The organism is Parvibaculum sp. (genome assembly GCF_046297875.1).
In the GTDB taxonomy this organism is placed as follows: domain Bacteria; phylum Pseudomonadota; class Alphaproteobacteria; order Parvibaculales; family Parvibaculaceae; genus Parvibaculum.
This window is the reverse complement of the sequence record NZ_JBKBHD010000001.1, coordinates 713,026-738,009: the sequence shown is the minus strand read 5'-3', so window position 1 is coordinate 738,009 and position 24,984 is coordinate 713,026. Positions and strand designations below refer to the sequence as shown.

Here is a 24,984-nt window from a genome sequence, read left to right as displayed (position 1 = left end):
GAATATAGAAGACCCCCGATAGATAGGAAAGGCGAGGCGCGTGGCAAGCGGCAAGGCGCAAAAGAATGCACCGGCAAAGGCATCTTCGGACGGAAAGCCCCTGAAGGAGGGAGATCATCTCTTTCTGGTGGACGGGTCGGGCTATATTTTCCGCGCCTATCACGCACTCCCGCCGCTGACGCGGAAATCGGACGGGTTGCCCGTCGGCGCCGTCGCCGGCTTCTGCAACATGCTCTACAAGCTCATCGAAGACACGAAAGACGAGTTTGAGCCGACCCATCTCGCCGTCATCTTCGATGCCTCGTCCAAAACCTTTCGCAACGACATCTATCCCGAATACAAGGCAAACCGTGCCGAGCCGCCGGAAGACCTGCGCCCGCAATTCGCGCTGGTGCGCGATGCGACGCGTGCCTTTGGCGTTCCCAGTATCGAGAAGCTCGGCTACGAGGCCGACGACCTCATTGCAACCTATGCACGTCTCGCGGCGGAGGCGGGTGCCCGCGTCACCATCGTCTCCTCCGACAAGGATCTGATGCAGCTCGTGAACGACCGCGTCGACATGCTCGACACGATGAAGCTGAAAACCATCGCTCGCGATCAGGTAATTGAGAAATTCGGCGTGCCACCGGAAAAGGTTGTCGATGTGCAGGCGCTGGCGGGCGACAGCACGGACAATGTGCCGGGTGTCCCCGGTATCGGCATCAAGACGGCGGCACAACTGATCGAGGAATATGGCGACCTCGAAACGCTGCTCGCACGTGCCGCGGAGATCAAGCAGAACAAGCGCCGTGAAAATCTCATCGAGTTTGCCGAGCAGGCGCGCATTTCGCGGCGGCTTGTCGAGCTCGACAATAATGTCCCTATCGACGAGCCGCTGGAGACGATGGGTGTCCGCGAGCCCGATCCCGAAACGCTGATCGGCTTCTTCAAGGACATGGAATTTTCCACACTGACGCGCCGCGTCGGCGAGCGCTTCAATGTCGATGTCGATGCAATCGAGGCCGCAGGCGACCACCCGCCGGAAGACACCGGCACGAAGGATATCAAGAAGGAAAAACAGGAAGTAAGCCGCACGGCGAAAGGCGGCGTGCCTAGCGCAACGCCAAAGGGTGTCGATGCGGATTTTGCTGCCGCGAAATACAGCACGGTCACAGATACCGAAACACTGAAGGCGTGGATCGATCGCGCGAAAGAGCAGGGCTATCTCGCGGTCGACACGGAAACGGACTCGCTGAACCCCATGCAGGCGCGCCTTGTCGGCGTTTCGCTCGCACTGGTGCCTGGCGAGGCCTGCTACATCCCGCTGCAGCATGGCGCAGGCGGCAGTCTCGATTTCGCCGATACCGGTGCCGCGCCGCAAATCCCCCTGAAGGAAGCGGTGAAGGCTCTGAAGCCTTTGCTGGAAGATATTTCTGTCCTCAAGATCGGCCAGAACCTGAAATTCGACATGCTCGTCTTCCGCCAGCACGGGATCGAGCTTCGGGGTCATGACGACACGATGCTCATGTCCTATGCGCTCGATGCCGGTGTGCATGGCCACGGCATGGACGAACTTTCCGGGCTTCATCTCGGACACAAGCCGATCCCTTTTTCGGAAGTCGCAGGCAAGGGCAAGGCGCAGATCACTTTCGATCAGGTGCCGATTGATCGTGCCACGGCCTATGCCGCTGAAGATGCCGATGTGACGCTCCGCCTCTGGCACATATTGAAGCCGCGCCTCGTCGCCGAGCATCGAATGACGGTTTATGAAACGCTGGAGCGCCCGCTTGTGCCTGTGCTCGCTGACATGGAACGTGCAGGCGTCAAGGTTGACAAGACGGTGCTTGCGCGCCTCTCCGGCGATTTCGCGCAGAAGATGGCGCAATACGAAGAAGAGATTTACGAACTCGCCGGCGAGCGCTTCAACATCGGCTCGCCGAAGCAGCTTGGCGAAATCCTTTTCGACAAGCAGAGCCTCGAAGGCGGCCGCAAGACGAAAACGGGTGCCTGGTCGACCGATGCCGACACGCTGGAAATGCTCGCCGCGCAGGGTCACGACCTGCCGCAGCGCGTGCTCGACTGGCGCGGATTGTCCAAGCTGAAAAGCACCTATACGGACGCGCTGCCCGAATTCATCGACAAGGACACGGGCCGCATCCACACCTCATATTCGCTGGCCTCGACCTCGACCGGCCGTCTCGCCTCCACCGATCCGAACCTGCAGAACATTCCGGTCCGCACCGAGGATGGCCGCAAGATCAGAACGGCCTTCGTTGCAGAGAACGGCAACCTTCTCATTTCCGCCGACTATAGTCAGATCGAATTGCGTCTCCTCGCCCATATCGCGGACATAGCAGCGCTGAAAAAGGCCTTCGCCGAGGGGCTCGACATTCACGCGATGACGGCGTCCGAAATGTTCAACACGCCCATCGAAGGCATGGACCCGGCGGTACGCCGCCGCGCCAAGGCGATCAATTTCGGCATCATCTACGGCATCTCCGCCTTCGGCCTTGCAAACCAGCTCGGCATTTCGCGCGGCGAGGCGGGCGAGTATATCGAGCGTTATTTCAAGCGCTTCCCCGGCATCCGCGCCTATATGGACGACACAAAGGACTTCGCGCACAAGAACGGCTATGTGGAAACGATCTTCGGGCGCCGCATCCATCTGCCCGCGATCAATTCGAAGAACCCGGCCGAAAAGAGCTTCATGGAGCGCGCTGCCATCAATGCGCCCATTCAGGGCTCGGCAGCGGACATCATCCGCCGCGCCATGATCCGCATGCCAGGCGAAATCGCAAAGGCAAGACTCGATGCGCGCATGCTGCTGCAGGTGCATGACGAACTGATCTTCGAAGTGCCGGAGAAGCAGGCGGAGAAAGCCGCGAAACTCGTCGCGGGCGTCATGTCGGGCGCGGCGGCGCCTGCTGTCGCGCTCACTGTGCCGCTCGATGTCGATGCGCGGGCGGCGAAGAACTGGGACGAGGCGCATTAGCGGCCCTGGGAACCAGGAGGCGTTCCGGGCGTTATATCCCTGTATCGAACAGGAGAACAGGAATGTCCGGCACCGAGAAGAAAGAGCAGAAGCTTGTGAACGAGGCCGCAAAGGAATCCATGCCGGCCAGCGACGCACCGGCCTGGACCTGCGGCGGAATCTCGCCCGAAAAGGATGCAGCGCGCGCCGAGCGTCTCGCGGCAAAGGCCGAAAAGGCCCGCAAGGCGAAGGAAGGTGCGGTGGACGAAACGCTCGATGAAAGCTTCCCCGCCTCCGATCCGCCGTCATGGACCGGCACCCATGCGGGCGACGGTCACAATCCGCGCAAGTAGGCCCGACTGAAGCTCAATGAAAAAGCCCGGAGGCTTCCCTCCGGGCTTTTCCGCTTCGTCGCTGACGAATGCTTATTCGGCGGCGCGGGCAGGCGCCGGTGCGGCAGCGCGCACATCCGGGTCCACATGCGCTTCGAACTTCGCGAAATTGTCGATGAACATCTTCACGAGCTTCTGCGCCTGCGCGTCATAGGCGGCCTTGTCGGCCCAGGTGTCGCGCGGGTTGAGGATCTTGTCGTCGACGCCCGGCACGCTCACAGGAACCTCGAAGCCGAAATTCGGATCGGTGCGGAACTCGACATTGTTGAGCGAGCCGTCGAGCGCGGCGGCGAGCAGGGCGCGCGTCGCCTTGATCGGCATGCGGTTGCCCGTGCCGTAGACGCCGCCGGTCCAGCCCGTGTTGACGAGCCAGCACGACACCTTGTGCTCGGCGATGAGGTCGCGCAGCAGGTTGCCGTATTCGCTCGGATGGCGCGACATGAACGGCGCACCGAAGCAGGTCGAGAAGGTCGCTTCCGGTTCGGTCACGCCCTTTTCCGTGCCGGCGACCTTCGCCGTATAGCCGGAAAGGAAGTGATACATGGCCTGGCTCGGCGTCAGCCGTGCGATGGGCGGCAGCACCGAAAAAGCATCCGCCGTCAGCATGATGATGTTCTTCGGATGCGGCGCGCGGCCGGTTGCGCTCGCATTCGGAATGAAGGAGAGCGGATAGGCGCCACGCGAATTTTCCGCGAGCGCCGCGCTGTCGAGATCGAGCTCGCGCGTCGCATCGTCCATCACCACATTTTCGAGCACAGTGCCGAAGCGCCGCGTCGTCGCGTAGATTTCGGGCTCGGCTTCGGCCGAGAGCTTGATCATCTTCGCATAGCAGCCGCCTTCGAAGTTGAAGACGCCATTCTCCGACCAGCCATGCTCGTCGTCGCCGATCAGCGTGCGCGTGGCAACGGCCGAAAGCGTCGTCTTGCCGGTGCCCGAAAGGCCGAAGAAGATTGCCGTGTCGCCCTTCTCGCCCACATTCGCCGAGCAGTGCATCGGCATGACGCGCTTGGCCGGCAGGTCGTAGTTCAGCATCGAGAAGACGGACTTCTTGATTTCGCCGGCATAGGAGGTGCCGCCGATGAGCACGATGCGCTTGGCGAAGTTGCAGGCGATCACGGTGCCGGTGCGCACACCGTATTTTTCAGGGTCGGCTTCGAAGCTCGGCAGGTCGATAATGGTGAACTGCGGCAGGAAGTCGTCGAGTTCTTCCACCTTCGGCTCGATGAGGAGGTTCTGGATGAAGAGCGAGTGCCAGGCGTATTCCGTGTAGATGCGGGTCGCGAGGCGATGGGTCTGGTCGGCGCCGCCGAAGAGATCCTGAATGAAGAGTTCCTTGCCTTCGGCGTGCTTCAGCATGTCGGCATGGAGGAGGTCGAAGGCTTCCGGCGTCATCGACTTGTTGTTGTCCCACCACACGGTCTTTTCGGTGGAGGCGTCGCGAACGATGAACTTGTCTTTCGCGGAGCGGCCGGTGTGGACACCGGTTTTCACGACGAGCGGGCCATTGGCGGCGACATGGCCTTCGCCCCGGCGGATCGCTTCTTCGTAAAGCGCGGCAGGACGATAGTTCCAGTGCGTCGCCGCGAGATTTTTGAAGCCGCTGATGTCGGCGCCATGTTTGCTGATATAGGGCCCGGTCTGTTTCACGCTGCTCTCCTCGTGCTCCTCAGTGGCCGCTCGGGCCAACATCCCTGTTTTAACGCCTGCCGCCTGCGCCTTGTCTGCGAGGCCTTACTCTATCATGGGCCCTGTCCGCTGGCAGAGTCCGCAGATCGCTTCTGCGCCTTCTGCCGGGACAAAGCAAAAGCGGGGCCATCGCCCGTTGCGGGCCGGCCCCTGATCCCCGGAAATTCGGCGCCAACATAGTTGCCGCCCCGGTTCCGCGCAACCGCTTTGCAATCGGCTCGCAAGGCCTGCGGCGATGCGTCCATCATCGCTGCAAAAGCGCGCGTCCGGCGAGGTTTTGCACTGCAAAATACCCGTTCGCCAATACGGGTATTGCGCGCGATGGCGCGGCATTCCCTTGGTTAACGCACCGGCTGCTGCAAAAAGCGGCAGCTACCGCTCAGTTCGCCCGGTCCGCCTCGTCCAGCATTTCCATCAGCCGTATATAAAAGGCCACCGCCTCGCCCATATTGGCGACAGACACGCGTTCATTGGTGCCGTGGAAGCGGGCCATGTCGTCCGGACCCATATGGATGGGGATAAAGCGGAACACATTGTCGGTGATCGGCAGATAGTGGCGCGAATCCGTGCCCCCGACGACAAGGTATGGCGCGGAAATCGTGCCCGGAAAATTCTCGCCGATTGCCCGCGTGATCAGCCTGTAGCCCTCGCCCTTGATGTTGGAAACGGCGGAAGCCTCGCGGATACCGTCGAGCGGCTCGATCTTCACACCCGGGTCGCCTACCGCCTCTCGCACATGTTCGATAATGCTATCCGCCGTATCGCGGGGGTGAATGCGGAAATTGACGACCGCGCGTGCCTCCGGCGGCAGCACGTTTTCCTTGTTGCCACCCTCGATGATGGTCGGCGCGATGGTTGTTTGAAGTTGCGCCGCGCCGGTCGGCGTCCGTTCCATCACGCCGCGCACGACCGGTTCGAAGAGCCAGAGATTGGCATAGACCATCCGCTGCATGAACGGCACCGCCGGCGCAAGGCTTTCGATCATGCCCCGCGTTGCCCCGTCGACGCGGGACTCGAACGGTGCATCGCCAATTCTCTCAAGGGCTCGCGCAAGCCGCCCGATTGCCGTCTGCGCGGCGGGTGAGGGCATGGAGGAGTGGCCGCCTTTCGAATAGGCGATGATGTCGAGCGAGATCGAACCCTTTTCGGCAACGCCGATAGTGGCGACCGGCGTGGACACGCCGGGCAGCAGCCCGTGGCCGATCATGCCGCCCTCATCCTTCACCCAGGCAAGACGGATGCCGCGCTCCATCAGCGCTGCGGCAATCGCCTTGTTGCCTTCGCCGCCGCCGATTTCTTCGTCATGGCCGAAGGCGAAATAGATCGTGCGCTGCGGGCGGAACCCCCGTTTGACGAGAAGCTCGGCCGCCTCCACCATCGCGATCAGCGAGCCCTTGTTGTCGATCGTGCCGCGCCCCCAGACATAGCCATCGGCAATTGCGCCGGAGAAGGGCGGATGCTCCCATTGATCCTCCGTTCCCGGAGCGATCGGCACCACATCGATATGAGACATCATCAGCACCGGTTCGAGAGACGCGTCCTCGCCCTCCCAGCGGTAAAGCAGCGTATGCCCGCCGAATATCTCGCGCGTGGTCGCGCCCGTTAAGGCGGGGTAGGTCGCATCCATCCAGTTCCGGAAGCCTTCGAAAGCGGCGTCCGAGCGCGCGACATCGGCCGGGTCTGCGCCGCGCTGATGGGAAATCGTCGGAAAGCGGATCGCCTGCGCAAGCCGATCGGCCGCGCCCTCGGCATCGATGCTCGCCGGCGCGCCGGACGCGGCAAGCTCCGCCGCCGGGATCATCAGCGTCCGCCCGATGACGATGGCCGCAAGAAGCAGCAGCAGCGCGCCTGCCCCGATCAGAATTCGCTTCAGCATGGACAAATCCCCCTCGCCTCCATCCGCATCCCGCGGTTTTGCAACTCTTGGCGGGCGGCGCCCGGCCTGTCAAACGCCGTCCCGTCCGGCGGTCTCCACCAAGCATGGCGCACAATCTCTCAAGCCCTTATACTGCCGCCACATTTTGGGCCAAAAGCGACCCTAAGCCTCGTCGCCACGCTGGGCGGCGTTTTGTGTGCGGGGTATGCCATGCGAGAGGTCCGGGACGACGGTGACTGTAGAGACCAGGCCGGCCAAAAGGGCGGGACCGGTCAGAAGGAACAGGGGCAAATGCCGACGATTGCTCTGGTCGATGACGACCGGAATATCCTGACTTCGGTGAGCATCGCGCTCGAGGCCGAAGGCTATCATGTTCAGACCTACACGGATGGCGCCGCGGCGCTGGCCGGGCTTTCTGCCAATCCGCCCGATGTTGCCGTCTTCGACATCAAGATGCCGCGCATGGATGGCATGGAGCTGCTTCGCCGGTTGCGGCAGAAGTCCGATCTGCCGGTGATTTTCCTCACGTCCAAGGATGATGAGTTCGACGAGCTTTTCGGTCTCAAGATGGGAGCGGATGATTATATCCGTAAGCCCTTTTCGCAGCGCCTTCTCGTCGAGCGCGTGAAGGCGGTGTTGCGCCGCGCCGCGCCGAAGGGCGAGAGCGCGCCGGCGGACGGTGCCGCTGCCCAGCAGGTGCTGGAGCGCGGCAAGCTGGTGCTTGATCCCGAACGTCATACCTGCACCTGGGGCGGCAAGCAGGTCGTACTCACCGTTACCGAATTCCTGATCCTGCAGGCGCTGGCGCAGCGCCCCGGCTATGTGAAAAGCCGCGACTCGCTGATGGACGCCGCTTATGACGATCAGGTCTATGTCGACGATCGCACCATCGACAGTCACATCAAGCGGCTGCGCAAGAAATTCAAGGAAGTGGACGACGATTTCGATGCGATCGAAACGCTTTATGGCGTGGGTTATCGCTATCGCGAGGCATGAGGCGAAGAAGGATCTGTCCGCCCCGGTGAAAGTGGAATGACAAGCCTGACGGATGAGGAAGCGCGCGAGGAGGCGGAAAGGAAAGCCGCATCGCGGCGCCGTGCATTCTTGCCGCCGGGCAATGCCGCGCGTCTGTCGGCCGCGGGAGCACATGCGCTTGCCGCCTTTCGCGGCTTTCTCGCGCGCGGCCGCTTCTCAAGCCTTACGCGCCGCATCGTCGCCTTCAATGTCGCCGCTCTTTTTGTTCTTCTGTCCGGTATTCTCTATCTCAATCAGTTCCGTGAAGGTCTGATCGATGCCCGGCGCCAGAGCCTTCTCACACAGGCCGAGATCATTGCCGGTGCCATCGAGGAAGGCGCGACCACGTCGCCTGACGCACCGCTGATCGACCCTCTTGCCGCCGGCGCCATTCTCGCCCCGCCGCCCGGCGCCGATCCCGATGCCGGTTTCGATGCCGCCACGCCGATCAATCCCGCTACTGCAGCACCCATCCTTCGCCGCCTCGTGCTGCCCACACGCACCCGCGCGCGCCTTTATGGCAAGGAAGGCATGCTCGTTCTCGACTCGCGCCAGCTGACGGCGTCGGGGCAGATCGTTGCCTTCGAGCTGCCGCCGCCCGAAGGCACGGAGGAATGGGGTTTCTTCGCCCGTCTCTCGCAATGGGCACTCGTCATCCTGCCGGGACGCAATCTCGAACGCTTCCGCGAAGCGGGCAGCCAGAACGGCTTGATGTATGAAGAAGTTGAGCATGCGCTCCGTGGCGAGGCCTGGAGCATGGAGCGCGTGAATGACCGGGGCGAACTGATCATTTCCGTCGCCGTGCCGATCCAGCGCTACCGTGCGGTGCTGGGCGCACTGATGCTGTCCACGCGCGGCGGCGATATCGACCGCATCGTTCGCGCCGAACGCATCGCGATTCTGCAGGTCTTTCTTGTGGCTCTCAGCGTCAACATTCTTCTGTCCGTTCTGCTTGCAGGCACCATCGCCGAGCCCGTGCGCCGTCTTGCCCAAGCGGCCGAAACTGTGCGCCGCGGCAAGAATGCGCGCGCCGAACTGCCCGATTTCACCGAACGCTGCGACGAGATCGGTGAACTGTCGGGCGCCTTCCGCGACATGACGAACGCGCTCTACAACCGTATTGATGCGATCGAAAGTTTCGCCGCCGACGTTGCGCATGAACTCAAGAATCCGCTGACTTCGCTGCGCAGCGCCATCGAAACCTTCAGCCTGGCAAAGGATGATGCGCAAAAGGAACGCCTCATGCAGATCATCCAGGATGATGTGCGCCGCATCGATCGCCTCATCAGCGACATCTCGAATGCTTCGCGTCTCGATGCTGAACTGTCGCGCGCGGAGCGTGAGGATGTGAATGTCGCGACGCTTCTCGAAACCGTCTGCGACCTGTTCAACGAAACCGGCGTTGCCGGCTCTGCACGCGTGAAGCTCGAAATCGATGCAGGTGCGCCGGGCCGCGAAGGGATGGTCGTAAAGGGCTTCGACACGCGCCTCGGACAGGTGGTGCGCAACCTGATCGACAATGCCCTCTCGTTCAGTCCGCCCGGCAGCATTGTCAATGTCGTCGCAACGCGCGCGCCGGGAACGATCATCATCCGGGTGGAGGATGAAGGGCCGGGCATTGCGCCCGAGAATTTCGAGCGCATCTTCGACCGCTTTCATACCGACCGGCCGGACAGTTTCGGCGAGCATTCGGGCCTCGGCCTTGCCATCTCGCGCCAGATCGTCGAGGCGCATGGCGGCACCATCCGCGCAGGAAACCGCATGGGCCTCGACGGGCGCGTGGCGGGCGCCTGTTTCACAGTCGAACTGCCTTCGACGAATACGGATAGCCGATGACCGCCCCGTCCCTTTATGTTCATGGCACATGCGTCGCTCTCGGCACGCGCGCCGTCCTGCTGCGCGGGCCTTCCGGGACAGGCAAGTCCGATCTTGCCTTCCGCCTCGTTCGCGAGGATTCAAGCGGCGAAACGCGCCTTGTCGCCGACGACCAGGTCGCCCTGCGTGAGGCCGCTTCCGGCCTTGTGGCGAGTGCGCCCGCGGCATTGGCCGGTCTTGTCGAGCTGCGGGGGCTTGGGCTCGTGGCGCTGCCGTCGGTTCCCGAGGCCCCGCTTGCGCTCATCGCCGATCTTGTCGCCCGTGTCTCCGTGCCGCGTATCGCCGAGCCGCGTTACGAAACCATTCTCGGCGTGCGCCTGCCCGTGATATCGCTCCACGCTTTCGACGGCACCGCCACCGCCAAGCTCCGCCTCGCGCTGGAGACCCTGCCGGATGCGGGCTTTCCAGGGGAAGATGGCCGTTTCGGTCGGTACGGCTGAAGGCAGGCCGCCGGCTTGCATTCATTTTGGGCGATTGCTTGACTGAACTGCCGATTGTTGCATCGCAACACTTGTTTTATGCGCGCGATTGGGGTCACGATACGCCCCTTCGCGGGGGCGCGGGCGGCTGGCGGTCGGGAGTATCGCCGGATTGCGGAATTTTGCGGCATTGAGGTCGTTGGATGATCGGTTTGGTACTCGTAACGCATGGTCAGCTGGCCAGCCAGTTCGTCGCGGCGATGGAGCATGTCGTCGGGCCGCAGGCTCAGGTCGCTGCCATCTGCATCGGGCCGGACGACGACATGGAGCAGCGCCGCAAGGACATCCTGAAAGCGGTCGCCTCCGCCGACCACGGCGATGGCGTGATCCTCCTGACCGACATGTTCGGCGGCACGCCCTCGAACCTTGCCATCTCGGTTATGGACAAGGCCAAGGTCGAGGTGATTGCGGGTGTGAACCTTCCCATGCTCATCAAGCTTGCCTCAGTCCGCGACAGCGCCTCGCTCAGCGACGCCGTTGATCAGGCGCAGGAATCCGGACGCAAATATATCTCGATCGCAAGCCGCGTGCTGGCCGGTGACGGAGCCTGAACCCTTGTCCTCCGCCGAAGCCACACCGCGCGCCGCACTTTTTGTCCGTGATGTCGAGATTGTGAACACGCGCGGCCTTCATGCGCGCGCCTCGGCGAAATTCGTTCAGACCGCTGAAAAATTCGATGCCGATATCCGCGTCTCGCGCGATGGGCAGACGGTGCCGGGCACGTCCATCATGGGCCTGATGATGCTTGCCGCCGCGCCCGGCTGCTGCATCCATATCGAGACCGAAGGCGCCGAGGCTGAAGCCGCACTTGAAGCCCTTGCCGCTCTTGTTGCCGACGGCTTCGGCGAGCGCGACTGATTTCACGCCTTGTAATAGACCGTCTGCACGCTGGTTGCGAGCAGTTGACCGTCCGCACCCCACAGTTCCGCCGTCTGGTCGAAATAGCCCTGCCGGAAGACCTTTGAATCCGCGGTGCCGATGAGCGGTTTCGTGCCTTGCGCCGCAAGGCCCGCTGCATCTGTGTGGAAATAGGTGGTGAGCGATACCGTTCCCGCTGGAAGGAATTTTCCGAGCACCTGAAAAATTCGTACAAGGAACGTATCGCTCAGGGCGGCAAGAGCCGTGAAGTCGAGCTCCCGCTCCGGCAGATCGCGAACATAGAGCGAGGAATAGGCGCTGTCCGGCTTGTCGTCTTCCCGCGGTTCGAAGCGGATCGCACCTTCGGCAAAACGGAATTCGTAGCGCGACAGCCAGGCGTTTCGGCCCACGGTGTCCATCGGTGTCAGCGTCTCGGCGGGCGGGAGTTTCGGCAGGGCGGCGGGCTGGTGCGCCCAGCTCTCCCGCCGCACGGCGAAGACGGCGCTCGCCGTCGCCACCATATCGTCTCCTTGCCGCATGACGATCATCCAGTGCTGCGTCGAGCGGTTGGTCCGCGCCTCGATGAGCTCGATCTCGAACATGCCTTCCGCGATCGGCGCACAGAAATTTACCGTCAGCGCCACCGGGTCGCCCAGCCGTTGCGGCGCTTCCAGCGCGGCACGCAGAAGCGTCGCCGCGGTCGTTCCCCCGAAGGGGCCCATCATGTTCCAATAGCCGGGTGAGGTATGGCCCTCAAGCCGGCCATTGCCCTTGGGCGTGAGGTGCGTGGCGAGATCGAGCGGGTGCTGGGTCAAGGCAGGTCTCGTTTCAGAACTGATAATGAGGGGCATATGGCATGTCGCAGGCCGCCCCGTCCATGACCTTTCGGGTAAGATCGGCGGGGCCATTCCCGTGAAAACCGCCGGCCGAGCCCGCGCCGTCTGGCCGCAATAACATATAAACATTTCTTTATATCGCCCTTGCCGCCACCGGCCCCGCTTGTTATAAGACCCCACGACGCCAGCGCCGGCTGGCGCAATTTGCCGTTGCGCGCCGGCTGCCGCCCCGATTGCGGGTGGCCGACTTCCATTCCGAAAGCATGACAGGAGCGCGACAGCCCATGAGCCAGGCCGCAAAAGCAGACACTCACGATTACGCGATCAAGGACATCAATCTCGCCGATTGGGGCCGCAAGGAAATCGACATCGCGGAAACCGAAATGCCGGGCCTGATGGCGACGCGCGAGGAATACGGTCCGAAGAAGCCGCTCAAGGGCGCGCGGATCGCGGGCTCGCTCCACATGACGATCCAGACCGCCGTGCTGATCGAGACGCTGGCCGATCTCGGCGCCGATATCCGCTGGGCCTCGTGCAACATCTATTCGACGCAGGATCATGCCGCGGCTGCAATCGCCTCGCGCGGCATACCCGTTTTTGCCATCAAGGGCGAGAACCTCGAGGACTACTGGGAATATACCCACCGCATCTTCGAATGGGCCGATGGCGGCACGCCGAACATGATCCTCGACGATGGCGGCGACGCGACGCTCCTCATCCATCTCGGCAAGCGCGCCGAAGACGGCGATACGGCGTTCCTCGAAACGCCGGGCAATGAAGAAGAGGAAATCCTCTTCGCCGCGATCAAGCGCCGCCTGAAGCACAAGCCGGGCTGGTACAACCAGGTTGCGAAGTCCGTGAAGGGCGTGACGGAGGAAACCACCACCGGCGTTCACCGTCTCTATGAAATGCAGAAGAAGGGCACGCTGCTCTGGCCCGCGATCAACGTCAATGACAGCGTGACGAAGTCCAAATTCGACAATCTCTATGGCTGCCGTGAATCGCTGGTCGACGGCATCCGCCGCGCGACCGACGTCATGATGTCGGGCAAGGTCGGTGTCGTGGCAGGCTTCGGCGATGTCGGCAAGGGCTCTGCCGCTTCGCTCCGTCAGGCAGGCTGCCGCGTCATCGTCACCGAGATCGATCCGATCTGCGCATTGCAGGCCGCAATGGAAGGCTATGAAGTGACGACGATGGATGAAGCCGCGCCGCGCGGCGACATCTTCGTCACGACGACGGGCAATGTCGACGTCATCACTGTCGATCACATGCGCAAGATGAAACACCGGGCCATCGTCTGCAACATCGGCCACTTCGACAGCGAGATCCAGATCGGCGGTCTGCGCAATCTCAAGTGGCACAATGTGAAGCCGCAGGTCGACGAGATCGAGTTCCAGGATGGCAAGCGTATCATCCTGCTTGCCGAGGGGCGTCTCGTGAATCTCGGTTGCGGCACCGGCCATCCGAGCTTTGTCATGTCTGCCTCCTTCACCAACCAGACGCTCGCGCAGATCGAGCTGTGGACGAAGCCGGGCGAGTACGACAAGAAGGTCTATGTCCTGCCGAAGTCGCTGGACGAGAAGGTCGCCCGCCTCCATCTCGAAAAGATCGGCGTGAAGCTCGAAAAGCTGAACAAGAAGCAGGCCGACTATATCGGCGTCGCCGCCGAAGGCCCCTACAAGCCGGACACCTACCGCTACTGAGTGCCCGTGACCGGCATGAAATACGGAAAGCCCGGCCTCGTGCCGGGCTTTTCATTTTTCACCACCGACTCGCTCGTGGTGTATGATTTCGGCGGAACAGGTGATTTGCCGGCCGGCGGAATGCGGGCCGAAGGGGTTGTGCGGGCAATGAGGGCGGCAGATCAGGGCAAGGCGGGCAGGGCGCCCGGCCGGGGCGGAAAAGCCTTGCTGGCCAGGCGCCTTCTGGCCGGGACTGCCGCGGCGGCGCTCAGGCCGCTTTCCGCCAGCGCACAGGAAACGCCAAAGGGCCTCATCGACACGCTTGCCAGTTTCGGCTTTCCCGCGGAAGCAAGCGCCGAACCCGCGCTCGCCTTTACCTTCGCCATCTCCATCGGCATTGCCTTTGCCGGGGTGCTTGCCGCGATCACCGGGCTCAGATCCGCCCGCGCTGCCCGCCGCAAGGCGCAGGAGCGCGAGGCAACCCTCGCCGCCCTCGAAACCCGGCTCGATGCCGCCGAAGCCATTCTTGCTGCCGAGCCCGATGCGGTCTTCATCTGGACGCCGGAAACGCTGCGCGCCGCCCCCGGTACCTTTCAGGCGCGGCCCCGCATTGTCGGATCGACGGCAACGCTGGTCGACCCGTCCTCGGGCGATCTCGATTTCAGTTATCTCCTGTCGCGCCTCGAACCGGAAAATGCCGGACGCCTCAACACGGCAGTCCAGCGCCTGCGCACGCGCGGCGCGCGCTTCTCGCTTCATGTGCAGTCTGTCGATGGCCGCACATTTGAGGCGGAGGGCCGCCCGGCCGGTGCCCTTGCCGTCCTCTGGTTGCGCGATGTGACGGGCGAGCGCGCCGAGGTATCGCGCCTCAAGGAACGTCTGCGTCAGGCCGAAAAGGCGCGCGACCGTTTCGAGGAACATCTGATGCAAGCGCCATTCCCCGCATGGCGCCGCGACAGGGAAGGCAATCTTGTCTGGGTGAATGCGGCCTATGCCCGCGCGGTCGATGCCGGGACGCCGGAAGATGCCGTCAAGCGGGGCATCGAACTTCTGGGCGAGGAGGTGCAGGGCGCGCTTCGCCGCGCGCTGTTCGACAGTACCCGCGCCCGTGAGCGCAGCCATGCCATCATGGAAGGCGAGCGCCGCGCGCTCGATGTCGTCGAGCAGCGTCTGTCCGATGGTGTCGCCGGCATCGCGATCGACGTCTCCGATCTCGATCAGGCGGAAGCCGAACTTCGCCGTCATATCGAAAGCCATGCCGCAACGCTCGACCGGGTCACGACCGCGGTTGCGATCTGCGGACCGGACAAGCGCCTCGCCTTCCACAACCGGGCCTATGACGCGCTCTGGAGCCTCGATCCGCAATGGCTCGATCAGGGGCCGGCGGATGGCGAAATCCTGGATGAGTTGCGTGCGCGCCGCCGCCTTCCCGAGCAGGCGAATTTTCAGGCGTGGAAGCAGGCGCGCATGGAAATATACACCTCCACCGAACCGCTTGAGGAATACTGGCACCTGCCGGACGGGCGCACCGTGAAAGTGCTTGCCCAGGCGCATCCTTTCGGCGGCGTCATCTATCTTTATGAAAACGTCACCGAGCGGCTCAATCTCGAAAGCTCCTACAACACGCTGGCGCGCGTGCAGCGTGAGACGATCGATCATCTATATGAAGGCGTTGCCGTGTTCGGCTCCGATGGCCGGCTCAAGCTCTTCAATCCGGCCTATGCGAATATCTGGGCGCTCGATGCGGACAAGCTCGAAGGCGAGCCGCATGTGAACGATCTGATCGCGCTGTGCCGTCCGCTCATGGACGATGAAAGCGAATGGGAAGTGCTGAAGAACGGCGTCACCGCCATGTCCGGCACGCGCGCGCAGCAGACCGGCCGTCTCTACCGGCCCGATAGTTCCGTGGTCGACTACGCGATGGTGCCGCTGCCCGACGGTGCGACGCTGATGACCTATGTCGATGTCACGGATTCGACGCGCATGGAACAGGCGCTGCGCGACAGGAACGATGCGCTGGAAACGGCGGACCGCTTGAAGTCCGAATTCATCAGCCACGTCTCCTATCAGTTGCGCACGCCGCTCACGAACATTCTCGGCTTCGGCGAAATCCTTGAGACGGAGATGTTCGGTCCGCTCAATCAGCGCCAGCATGAATATATGCAGGGCATTCTCGAAAGCTCGGAAACGCTGATCGATGTCGTGAACGACATTCTCGATCTGGCTGTGATTGAGGCAGGCGCCATGACGCTCGATCTTTCCGATGTCGAATTGTCGGAAGTGATCTATGCCGCAGAAGAGTTTGCGCAGCGCCCGGCCCAGAAGAACAAGGTGACGCTCCGGGTCGAATGTCCGCGGGAAATCGGCATCGTTCGCGCCGATGAAAAGCGCATCAAGCAGATCATGATCAACCTGCTCTCGAATGCGCTTGCCTTCACATCGCCGGGCGATGCCATCGTCATCGGCGCCGCGCGGCGCGAGGCATCGGTCGAACTTTATGTCGAAGATACGGGCATCGGCATCAAGCCGGAATTTCAGGGTAATGTCTTCGACCGCTTCGAGGCGCATGGCGGCTCGGAGCGCCATCGCGGCGCGGGCCTCGGCCTCTCGCTGGTGCGCTCCTTCGTGGAACTGCATGGCGGCTGGGTGACGCTTGAAAGCGCACCCGGTATCGGCACCCGGGTCACCTGCCACCTTCCTGTCCGCGCCGCTCCGCCGTCGCGCGGCCAGCAGGGCGACCTCGCCAATGTGACCAAGCTCGAAGTCGGCTGACCTAGAGGAATATCCTGTAGGGCACCGCGGTGCCGTCCGGCTCCTTCACCTGGAATTCCGCGCCGCGTTCCGCCTCCGCTATCAGCGCTTCATAGAGCCTGAGCGCATTGCGGATGACTTCGGCGTAGGAAGCGGCCTCCGTCTTTTCCTTGAGCTGCTGCAGCCGCTCCATCGCCTGTGGCGGTAGTTCGAGCTGTACTCGCGTCGTCTCGCGCTCCTCCAGACCGCAGCGGCCATGCCGGCGGCTGTGGCGGGATGCACGTCGGCCGCGCCTCGGTTCTTCACCCGTTTCTTCCGTTCGCTCGGCGCTCATGCTGCATCACCCCGGCCGCGCCGCGGACCATCCCAGTCGCGATAGCCGAAACTGCGCCGCCGTCTCGGTCCGCCCGCAAGCAGCAGCAGCACGACAACCGCACCAAGCGTCGCCAGCGGATAGCTGACCGCAAGCGAGATCAGCGCAATGAAGCCGGCAACTGCCGCCAGCACATAGACAAGACGCGGCAGCGGGTAATAGCCGTATGACCCGCGCCAGCGGTCGCGATCCCTGCGCCAGCCGCCATCGCGCCCGCAATTCCATTCGACGCGCATATCCATATGTCCGCGCTTGTCCTCGTCGAGCAGGGGAAAATCTTCGCCCACGCCCACCTTGTAGCGCGCCGCCCGGTTCGCTTCGGGCTCCTCTCCGCCTTGCCGTTCGTCTGTCATGTCCGGTCCTCCGGATGGTCCCGCTCCCCGCGGAGCGGGCCGTTGCATCTGATGCAGCATTAAATAATCAAAATATCATCATCAATCAATCTTAAAATGAGTGAAAATCAGAAAAGGGCGGAAAGCCGCGCTTCCCGCCCCGCAACCTTCCCTGAATGTCCCGTCTACTCGGCCTTGCGGATCACCGCGCAGGCAACCCGCGCGCCCGCCCCGCCGATCGGCTGGCTCATATGGTCATCCGGCCCTTCGTGGATGACGAGCGCAGCTCCATCTTCGTCGAGCAGCATGGCCCGCCCTTCGGCGCCCGCCAGCGTCACGAAAGGCGAATAGAGTTCGGCCTGTGCCACGCCGTTTTCATTCGCATAAATGTTCGGCAGGTCGCCATCGTCCGGCCCTTCCGGGTTGAGCAGCCCGTGCGGCGGCTTTTCGCTGTCGTGATGCGCATGGCTGCCGGATTTCTGAAAACCCTCATCAGAGCAATCGCCCACCGCATGGAAGTGAATGCCGTGCCAGCCGGGCTCAAGCCCTTCGACATTCACACGGATCACGACACCCTTCGGTCCCTCCGACAGGTCGGCAATACCCGCGCTCTCGCTCGTCGCGGTGCGGAATTCGCCCACAGCCAGCGCCGGCTCCGCCTTCGCGCCATGATGATCCGCTGCCGCGGGGAGCGCCCCGAACGCGGCAAGAGCGAAGGCGAGGGGGGCGATACATGATGGCTTCATGGCGAATCTCCTTTGCATTTCCGTCGTATATGGAGAGCAAGCTAGAGCATTCGCCAGGTCTGAAAAGCCCCGGCGCCGCATCACGAAGCCGTGAGCCGGAATTTCGTGCTGGCGACCAAATGACCAAAATGATATTTTCGGTCAGTCCAGACTTTCGCCCCAGCCCCGAAGCCAGACGAGGTCGCCTCCCATGTCCATTTCCTTCACCGTCAACGGCCAGCGCCACGAGCTTGATGTCGAGCCCGAGATGCCGCTCCTCTGGGCGCTGCGCGACGAGCTCGGCCTCACCGGCACGAAATTCGGTTGCGGCGTCGCCGCCTGCGGCGCCTGCACGGTTCATGTAGACGGCATGGCGATGCGAAGTTGCGTCACGCCGGTGGAGATGGTGGATAGGGCGGAGATCACCACCATTGAAGGCCTTGCTGCCGTTTCCGGCGCCGCCGAAGGCGAACTTTCCGCCCTGCAGGTGGCCTGGGTCGCCCGTCAGGTGCCGCAATGCGGCTACTGCCAGTCCGGCATGCTGATGGCCGTCTCGGCGCTCCTCGCCGAAAATCCTCAGCCGACGGATGAAGATATCGATGCCGCGATCACGAATATCTGCCGCTGCGGTACCTATCCGCGCATACGCGCCGCCATCCGCGACGTGACGTCGGCTTGAGGGGAGAGAGCATCATGGCAATGGAAATCAAAAAGCCCACACGCCGCCAGTTCCTCATCGCGGGCGGCGCCGCCGCCGGTGGCGGCCTCCTTCTCGGCATTGGCTTCGCGGCCTCCGGCCCGTCGCGCCGCGAACGCGCGGAAGCGGCGGCTGCAGGCGAGGACGAACGCTTCGTCACCGCCTGGCTCAAGATCGCACCGGACAATCGCGTCACCATCTATGTGCCCCATTCCGACATGGGGCAGGGCACCATCACCGCACTTGCCATGATGGCGGCGGAAGAACTCGATGCAGACTGGTCGCTCGTCACGGCGGAGCAGGCCCCCGCCGAACGCGCCTTCGCAAATGAGGCGCTCGGCAACCGCTTCGTTGCCGGCGAGGATGTGCCGCCCATGCTGAAGGGCTTGAATGCCGCCGCCTGGTATCAGATCGCGAAATTCATGAACATGCAAATCACCGGCGGCTCGATGGCGGTGCGCTATACCGGCCAGCACGGCATGCGCGTCACCGGCGCCGCCGCCAGGGAAATGCTGGTAAAGGCGGCAGCGTCCCGATGGGGCGTGTCGCCGTCCGACTGCACCGCATCGACGAGCTTGGTCACCGGTCCCTCCGGCCAGACCGCCACCTATGGCGAGCTTGTGGCGGAAGCGGCCAGCTATTCGCCTTCCGCGCGCCCCGCGCTGAAATCGAAATCCGAACGGAAGATCATCGGCACCTCGCGCCCCCGCTTCGACATTCCGGGCAAGGTCGATGGCAGCGCCGTCTATGGCGTCGATGCCCAGGCCCCCGGCATGCTCTATGCGGCGGTCCGCCTCGCCCCTGTCTTCGGCTCGAAGATCCTGCCTTATGACGCGAGCGGCATTCTCGCCCGCCGCGGCGTGAAGAAAGTGGTCGAGTTCCCGGCCGGCATTGCCGTCATTGCGGACAATTACTGGCGCGCCAAGGAAGCCGCCCTCGCTCTCGATGTCGAATTCGATGCGGGTGAAAAGGCCGATATCAGCTCGGATACAATCTTCGCCGCGCACGATGCCGCGCTCGACGCCGGCAAAAGCGAGACCGACAAGGAAGTCGGCAATGCCGCCTCTGCCTTCGCCGCACCGGGCGCCGACATCGTCAGCGCCGAGTACCGCGTGCCCTATCTGGCGCATGCCTGCATGGAGCCGATGAACTGCACGGTCTGGATTCGCGACGGCAAGGCCGATGTCTGGGTCGGCTCGCAGGATGCGCTCGGCACGCGCGCCCGCGTTGCGGACATCACCGGCATCCCTTTCGACAATGTCACGCTTCATCCGCTCCTTCTCGGCGGCGGTTTCGGCCGCCGCATCCCGATCCGCGAAGGTTTCTTCGATTTCCCGAGCGAAATCGACTGGGCGGCGATGATCGCGAAGGAAGTCGATGCGCCGGTGAAGCTCATCTACACCCGCGAGGACGACATCCAGCACGATGCCTACCGTCCCGCCGTCACCGCGCGCATCCGCGCCGTGGCCGATGCGGATGGTTTCCCCATCGCTTACGAGAACCGCTACATCCACAAGGACGAGCCGGGCGAGGCGCCGCATATTCCTTACGCCGTGCCGCATCAGTCGATCCGTTATATCGACATCGAAAATCCTGTGCCGCGCGGCCCCTGGCGCTCCGTCGCTCATACGCAGCACACATTTTTCTCGGAGAGCTTCATTGACGAGCTTGCGCATCGCGCAGGGCGCGACCCGCTCGAGTTCCGCCTTGCCATGCTGGACGGCCAGCCGCGCCACGCCGCCGTGCTGAAACTCGCCGCCGAAAAGGCAGGCTGGGGCCGCCCGCTGCCAAACGGTCATTTCCACGGGGTCGCCGTGCAGCAGAGCTTCGGCTCCATCGTCGCCGAAGTCGCCGAAGTCTCGATCGAGAGCGGCAGCCCCCGCGTTCACCGCGTCGTCGCCGCCGTCGATTGCGGCGAGGTGATCCACCCGGACACCGCCGCCCAGCAGGTCGAAAGCGGCATCATCTATGGTCTCACCGCCGCGCTCTATGGAGAGATCGGCATTGAGGGTGGCGGCGTCGCCCAGACGAACTTCACCGATTATGAAATGGTGAAGCTCGCCGAATCCCCGCGGATCGACGTTCACTTCATCGAAAGCGGCGAGGCGCTTGGCGGCCTTGGCGAGCCTTCGACGCCGGTCATCTCCGCCGCTGTCGCAAACGCGGTCTTTGCCGCCACCGGCACCCGCGTCCGCCAGCTTCCCTTCAAGCTGCATGATCTGAAACAGGTGTCCGACAAGTTCGCCCGGGCGGCCGACTGAGCGATCCCCTTCTCTCCCTCTCCCTTCGGGGAGAGGGACGGGGCGTGCCGACGACAGGGAGGTTGAGTGACACTCCACCCGCAAATCCAGAACCAAAGGAACTCCATGTCCACAGTTCTCGTCACCGGCGGCTCCGGCTTCATTGCTGCCTATTGCATCCTGCAACTTCTGGCGGCGGGCTACGACGTCCGAACCACGGTCCGCAATCTCGCCCGCGAAGCGGAAGTCCGCGCCATGCTGAAATCGGGCGGCGCAGAACCTGGTTCCCGCCTCTCTTTCTTCGTTGCCGACCTGATGGCGGATGAAGGCTGGGCCGAAGCCGCTCAAGGCTGCGACTATGCGCTTCATGTCGCCTCGCCCATTCCCCCCGGCGTGCCGAAAGACGAGAACGAGCTTATCGTGCCGGCCCGCGACGGCGCGCTGCGCGTACTTCGTGCCGCGCGCAACGCCGGCGTCAAGCGTGTCGTGCTCACCTCCTCCTTCGCCGCCATCGGCTACGGCCATCCCGTCCGCAAGAAGCCCTTCGACGAAACTGACTGGACAAATCTCGATGGCGACGATCTCTCGCCATACACCAAATCGAAAGCCATCGCCGAGCGCGCCGCCTGGGATTTCATCGCCCGTGAAGGTGGCGCCCTTGAGCTCGCGACTGTCAATCCGGTCGGCGTGCTGGGGCCCGTGCTCGGGCCCGACTATTCGGCCTCGATCATGATCGTGAAGGGCTTGATGGATGGCGCCATGCCCGGCTGCCCGAAACTCGGCTTCGGACTTGTCGATGTACGCGACGTCGCCGACCTTCATTTGCGCGCGATGACGGATCCGGCCGCGAAGGGCGAGCGCTTCCTGGCGATCTCGGGTGACATCATCTGGATGCGCGACGTGGCGCTCGTGCTGAAATCGCGTATTGGCGAGGCGGCGGCAAAGGTGCCCACACGGCAATTACCCAACTGGCTGGTCTTCATTGCCGCGCTGCGCATGCCGGAAGTGAAGGTACTGCTGCCTGAACTCGGCAAGGAAAAACATGCCACCGGCGAAAAGGCGATGCGCCTCCTCGGCTGGACCCCCCGCCCCTGGGAACAATCCGCCGTCGAGACGGCCGAAAGCCTGATGAAACTCGACGCCTGATTACGCGTACCGCCCGCAACTGCCGCCGCTCGTGCTAACCTTGTGCGATTTCGCGCAGAGGGAGCCCGGCCATGAAACTCGACTATCTCGTTTTCCTCGGCAGCGCGCGCGACAGCACGCCGCCGCGCCCGGCCCGTCTCGGCCTGCGCGTCGCGCGCTGCGCGGCGTCGCTGCTTGGCGAGGCGGCAAATGTCCGCCTCGTCGATCCGCTGGACGAGGGACTTGCCGGGGTTCTCTCCGGCGTCTTCAAACCGCATTTTTCCTATGCGAAGGGCGCAGCCCCGCGCGCGCTTGACGATCTCGCAGGGGAGATCGCCGCCGCCGATGGTTATGTCATGGTGAGCCCGGAATATAATCATTCTTTGAGCCCGGCCCTCGCCCATCTCCTCAATCATTTCGGTGCCTCGCTCTTCGCGGGCAAGCCGAGCGCCATCGTCACCTATTCGGCAGGCCAGTGGGGCGGTGTGCGTGCCGCCGTCGCCATGCGCGCCTTCCTGTCGGAGATGGGTTGTCTGCCCGTCTCCGCCATGATCCATGTGCCGAAAGCGCAGGAAGTGCTCGGCGAGGACGGCACCTTTCTCGAAAGCGTCGATGCCGTGCGCTGGTCCGGCTATTTCGGCCGCACGCTCTCGCAGCTCCGCTGGTGGGCAGAGGCCGCCCGCCGCCAGCGCGACGAACACGGGAGCGAATTCCCGCCTCCCTTCGCCCGCGATCCCTCCCAGCGCAACGCGCCGTGAATAAGCGGATTGTCAGCCTACGTTGCGCTCTTCGTCGCGGCCTTCATCGCCGCGACATTGCTCCCCGCGCAGTCCGAAGCCCTGCTCGCCGGTCTTCTTGTCGCGGGCAATCACCCGGCACTCGCGCTTGTCTTCGTCGCGGGTGTTGGCAATGTGCTGGGCTCACTGGTGAATTATGTGCTGGGCCGCGCCGCGCTCCGCTTTCAGGAAAGACGCTGGTTCCCCCTTACGCCGGCGGCGCTCGCCCGGGCCAGCACCTGGTATGCGCGCTATGGCCGCTGGTCGCTGCTGCTCAGCTGGGCGCCCGTCATCGGCGATCCCCTCACCGCCGCCGCCGGCGTCATGCGTGAACCCCTCTGGAGCTTCCTCGCCCTCATCACAATTGCCAAATTCGGCCGCTATGCGATCCTCGCGGTGGTGACGCTGCAGCTGGTTTGATTGCCGTGCGAAATCGCAATACGCGCCTTAATTTTTCTCTTTCATGTTCCGCAGCGCCCTGATCTGCGACTGCAGCCCAGCTGTCGCTTCAATTGGAAGCTGAATGGCGATGCCGGCACCCGGCGACGTATCGAACTCCCCTCTCGCGGAGATGGCCTCCATGATCGCCGCCGAGGCATGTTGTTCAGCAACGATGACGACTGCGTCGCACGGGCCAAGGAGGTCGAGGCCCAGAAATGTCTTGTGTGGCACTAACCCTTCTCCGCGTGCGCCGGAAATGATGGTAACGCCGGTTGCACCGGCGTCACGCGCGGCCTGAACCACGCATTCAGAGCGATCGCCGGTGACGATCGCCATGATCAGTTTAAACTCGATCATCAACTCCTCCTTGACGCGGGTGTGCGGCTCGCCATGTCTGTATTCTCGCAAAAAGAAGAACGGTGCAAACCGGCAGCAGCAATGCGCCGGTTACCATGCCGAAGCCGTCAGCCAGCGGCGATCGATCTGGAAGCGCCGATGCAATGCCGATTCCGATCGCGGTGATGAGCGGCACGACGACCACGGAAGTGGCGACCGCGCCGCTGTCATAGGCGATCGGCCGGATCAGTTTCGGTGCACCCCACGAAAGAAGCATGATCACGGCTACCAATGCGGCAAAGAAAATGTCGAAGGCTACGCCGAAATGGATACGTAGCACACCAAGCGCAAGACCTGTACCGACACCGGAGGCTGCGACGAGACGGAAGGGTAGCTCGGGAATGGCGCCGCCTGACACCGTTTCCGCTCGCCGGGCCATGGTGGTGAGTGCAGGTTCGATAAGCGCAACCGCAAACCCGGAAAGCCCCGCAAAAATCATGAGATGCAGCAATGCGGTACCACTCGCCCTGTTGTGCACCAAGGCCGCAAGATGTGAGGTGATCTCCAGACCGGCAGGTATCAACGAAACATCGAGACCGGTTCTCAGCAGCGCCAGCCCGGCGATGATGTACAGGCAGCCAAAGGCAAGAGGCCCCAAGGAGACCGGAAGGCGGCGGCTGAAAAATGCAAAATAGAGACCAAGTGTCAGCGCGATGGCGATCAGATCGAAAAGGACCATGCTGATCGACGCAAGAATGTCTGTCATAAGATTGGTTGTCATAGCACCAGCTCGCTCGCCATGATGACCAGCATTGGCATCAGGCTCGCAATCGCCACGAGCCCGAATCCGTCGACCAGGGGTGCCCGCCCCCGAATGGTTGAAGCGAGGCCGATGCCAAGCGCCATGATGAGCGGAATGTTCAGCACCGATGTTGCAGCTGTCCCCGCATCAAGCGCCAGCGCGGAAAGGGGCGACGCGCTGATCAGCGCGAGCAGGGACGCCACTCCATAACCTCCGAGAATGATCGGGGTCACCGGCCAGCCAAGAACGATGCGCAAAACGCCGAAGGCAACGCCAAGGCCGACGCTTGCTGCGACGCTGAATCGCAAGGCTGATGCAAAGGCGGATTGTGCCGCTGCATCTGCGCCGACGATGCCCTCGAATGAGGCAACCCGTCCAGCCTCCGTTGCAACGGCGAAAAGGGCCGGCTCCGCTACCGTGCTGCCGAAGCCAAGCGCGAACGCGAACGAGAGCAGTAACGCAAGGCTGCCTTTCCTGGCGAGGTCCGCTGCCAGATTCCGCCCGGCGGGCAATAGAACAATGGTTATGCCACGAAGCAGCAGCGTAAGACCGAAGACCATGAAACCCAACCCGAAAAGCTTTCTCCCGAGATCTGCCATCGGTTCCCCGATCACGAAGACTTGAAAGGCGGCAATGATCGAAGCAATGGGCAATATGTCGCGCAGCGCCTTGCCTGTTCCCTTGAGAAGATTGGTGAGTTCGGGTCGCATCCGGTAGTCTGGTGTCCTCTCAGATGAG

The 24,984-nt window shown here is 63.1% G+C and carries 23 protein-coding genes; 14 read left to right on the top strand and 9 right to left on the bottom strand.

Annotation, left to right across the window (positions count from 1 at the left end; genetic code table 11):
* Positions 1-100: 100 nt before the first annotated feature.
* Both polA and ACK4FH_RS03620 read left to right on the top strand, forming a co-directional pair.
* A complete protein-coding gene (gene polA, locus ACK4FH_RS03625) occupies positions 101-2,971 on the top strand; it encodes a DNA polymerase I (RefSeq protein WP_409815135.1) in 2,871 nt (956 codons plus the stop codon).
* A 62-nt stretch (positions 2,972-3,033) separates the two neighbouring features.
* A complete protein-coding gene (locus ACK4FH_RS03620) occupies positions 3,034-3,303 on the top strand; it encodes a hypothetical protein (RefSeq protein ID WP_409811239.1) in 270 nt (89 codons plus the stop codon).
* Between the two features lie 72 nt (positions 3,304-3,375).
* Here ACK4FH_RS03620 and ACK4FH_RS03615 read toward each other — a convergent pair whose 3' ends face one another.
* The gene (locus ACK4FH_RS03615) at positions 3,376-4,989 is read right to left on the bottom strand and encodes a phosphoenolpyruvate carboxykinase (RefSeq protein ID WP_409811238.1); all 1,614 of its coding nucleotides are present in this window, start codon (positions 4,987-4,989) and stop codon (positions 3,376-3,378) included.
* 418 nt (positions 4,990-5,407) lie between these two features.
* Positions 5,408-6,904 (bottom strand): M20 family peptidase, encoded by a 1,497-nt coding sequence (locus ACK4FH_RS03610; RefSeq protein WP_409811237.1) that lies wholly within the window; start codon positions 6,902-6,904, stop codon positions 5,408-5,410.
* A 291-nt stretch (positions 6,905-7,195) separates the two neighbouring features.
* On the opposite strand from ACK4FH_RS03610, the gene ACK4FH_RS03605 reads away from it, so the two are divergent.
* The 5 genes from ACK4FH_RS03605 (at position 7,196) to ACK4FH_RS03585 (ending at position 11,130) form a co-directional block, all read left to right on the top strand.
* Positions 7,196-7,900, top strand: coding sequence for a response regulator transcription factor (locus tag ACK4FH_RS03605; protein ID WP_409811236.1), 705 nt, complete (start codon positions 7,196-7,198; stop codon positions 7,898-7,900).
* Between the two features lie 36 nt (positions 7,901-7,936).
* Complete coding sequence (locus tag ACK4FH_RS03600; protein ID WP_409811235.1) at positions 7,937-9,754, top strand: sensor histidine kinase; 1,818 nt, start codon at positions 7,937-7,939, stop codon at positions 9,752-9,754.
* Complete coding sequence (locus ACK4FH_RS03595; RefSeq protein WP_409811234.1) at positions 9,751-10,233, top strand: HPr kinase/phosphorylase; 483 nt, start codon at positions 9,751-9,753, stop codon at positions 10,231-10,233. Before ACK4FH_RS03600 ends, ACK4FH_RS03595 begins: the two co-directional genes overlap by 4 nt.
* Positions 10,234-10,415: 182 nt before the next feature.
* Positions 10,416-10,823 carry a PTS sugar transporter subunit IIA gene (locus tag ACK4FH_RS03590; protein WP_409811233.1) on the top strand — a complete coding sequence of 136 codons (408 nt, stop codon included), beginning with the start codon at positions 10,416-10,418 and terminating at the stop codon, positions 10,821-10,823.
* Between the two features lie 4 nt (positions 10,824-10,827).
* On the top strand, positions 10,828-11,130 hold the full coding sequence (locus ACK4FH_RS03585; protein WP_409811232.1) for an HPr family phosphocarrier protein: 303 nt from the start codon (positions 10,828-10,830) through the stop codon (positions 11,128-11,130).
* Positions 11,131-11,132: 2 nt separating this feature from the next.
* Here the strand turns inward: ACK4FH_RS03585 and ACK4FH_RS03580 are convergent, their stop codons facing one another.
* Positions 11,133-11,945 carry an acyl-CoA thioesterase gene (locus tag ACK4FH_RS03580; protein WP_409811231.1) on the bottom strand — a complete coding sequence of 271 codons (813 nt, stop codon included), beginning with the start codon at positions 11,943-11,945 and terminating at the stop codon, positions 11,133-11,135.
* Between the two features lie 305 nt (positions 11,946-12,250).
* On the opposite strand from ACK4FH_RS03580, the gene ahcY reads away from it, so the two are divergent.
* Together ahcY and ACK4FH_RS03570 are read left to right on the top strand one after the other, a co-directional pair.
* Positions 12,251-13,669, top strand: a complete 1,419-nt coding sequence (gene ahcY, locus ACK4FH_RS03575) for an adenosylhomocysteinase (RefSeq protein WP_409811230.1) — start codon at positions 12,251-12,253, stop codon at positions 13,667-13,669.
* Positions 13,670-13,873: 204 nt separating this feature from the next.
* Entirely contained in the window at positions 13,874-16,420 is a 2,547-nt protein-coding gene (locus tag ACK4FH_RS03570) for an ATP-binding protein (protein WP_409811229.1), read from the top strand.
* Between the two features lies 1 nt (position 16,421).
* Here the strand turns inward: ACK4FH_RS03570 and ACK4FH_RS03565 are convergent, their stop codons facing one another.
* From ACK4FH_RS03565 to ACK4FH_RS03555, 3 genes are all read right to left on the bottom strand, one after another.
* Complete coding sequence (locus ACK4FH_RS03565) at positions 16,422-16,733, bottom strand: ribbon-helix-helix protein, CopG family (RefSeq protein WP_409811228.1); 312 nt, start codon at positions 16,731-16,733, stop codon at positions 16,422-16,424.
* Positions 16,730-17,125 carry a hypothetical protein gene (locus ACK4FH_RS03560; protein WP_409811227.1) on the bottom strand — a complete coding sequence of 132 codons (396 nt, stop codon included), beginning with the start codon at positions 17,123-17,125 and terminating at the stop codon, positions 16,730-16,732. The genes ACK4FH_RS03565 and ACK4FH_RS03560 overlap by 4 nt, the downstream gene beginning before the upstream one ends.
* Positions 17,126-17,289: 164 nt before the next feature.
* Positions 17,290-17,850, bottom strand: coding sequence for a superoxide dismutase family protein (locus ACK4FH_RS03555; RefSeq protein WP_409811226.1), 561 nt, complete (start codon positions 17,848-17,850; stop codon positions 17,290-17,292).
* Positions 17,851-18,040: 190 nt separating this feature from the next.
* Here ACK4FH_RS03555 and ACK4FH_RS03550 point away from each other — a divergent pair, with 190 nt between their 5' ends.
* The 5 genes from ACK4FH_RS03550 (at position 18,041) to ACK4FH_RS03530 (ending at position 23,087) form a co-directional block, all read left to right on the top strand.
* The gene (locus ACK4FH_RS03550; protein ID WP_409811225.1) at positions 18,041-18,508 is read left to right on the top strand and encodes a (2Fe-2S)-binding protein; all 468 of its coding nucleotides are present in this window, start codon (positions 18,041-18,043) and stop codon (positions 18,506-18,508) included.
* 14 nt (positions 18,509-18,522) lie between these two features.
* Positions 18,523-20,787: a molybdopterin cofactor-binding domain-containing protein gene (locus tag ACK4FH_RS03545; protein WP_409811224.1), complete on the top strand. Its 2,265-nt coding sequence runs from the start codon at positions 18,523-18,525 to the stop codon at positions 20,785-20,787.
* A gap of 105 nt (positions 20,788-20,892) precedes the next feature.
* The gene (locus ACK4FH_RS03540) at positions 20,893-21,912 is read left to right on the top strand and encodes an SDR family oxidoreductase (protein WP_409811223.1); all 1,020 of its coding nucleotides are present in this window, start codon (positions 20,893-20,895) and stop codon (positions 21,910-21,912) included.
* A 71-nt stretch (positions 21,913-21,983) separates the two neighbouring features.
* Entirely contained in the window at positions 21,984-22,649 is a 666-nt protein-coding gene (locus tag ACK4FH_RS03535; RefSeq protein ID WP_409811222.1) for an NADPH-dependent FMN reductase, read from the top strand.
* The gene (locus ACK4FH_RS03530) at positions 22,650-23,087 is read left to right on the top strand and encodes a YqaA family protein (RefSeq protein ID WP_409815132.1); all 438 of its coding nucleotides are present in this window, start codon (positions 22,650-22,652) and stop codon (positions 23,085-23,087) included.
* A 27-nt stretch (positions 23,088-23,114) separates the two neighbouring features.
* On the opposite strand, the gene ACK4FH_RS03525 is transcribed toward ACK4FH_RS03530, so the two are convergent.
* The 3 genes from ACK4FH_RS03525 to ACK4FH_RS03515 are packed head-to-tail and all read right to left on the bottom strand — an operon-like array spanning position 23,115 to position 24,956.
* Positions 23,115-23,465, bottom strand: coding sequence for a P-II family nitrogen regulator (locus ACK4FH_RS03525; RefSeq protein ID WP_409811221.1), 351 nt, complete (start codon positions 23,463-23,465; stop codon positions 23,115-23,117).
* The gene (locus tag ACK4FH_RS03520) at positions 23,452-24,225 is read right to left on the bottom strand and encodes a DUF1538 family protein (RefSeq protein WP_409811220.1); all 774 of its coding nucleotides are present in this window, start codon (positions 24,223-24,225) and stop codon (positions 23,452-23,454) included. The genes ACK4FH_RS03525 and ACK4FH_RS03520 overlap by 14 nt, the downstream gene beginning before the upstream one ends.
* Positions 24,222-24,956, bottom strand: a complete 735-nt coding sequence (locus ACK4FH_RS03515; RefSeq protein WP_409811219.1) for a DUF1538 family protein — start codon at positions 24,954-24,956, stop codon at positions 24,222-24,224. Before ACK4FH_RS03515 ends, ACK4FH_RS03520 begins: the two co-directional genes overlap by 4 nt.
* Positions 24,957-24,984: the final 28 nt, after the last annotated feature.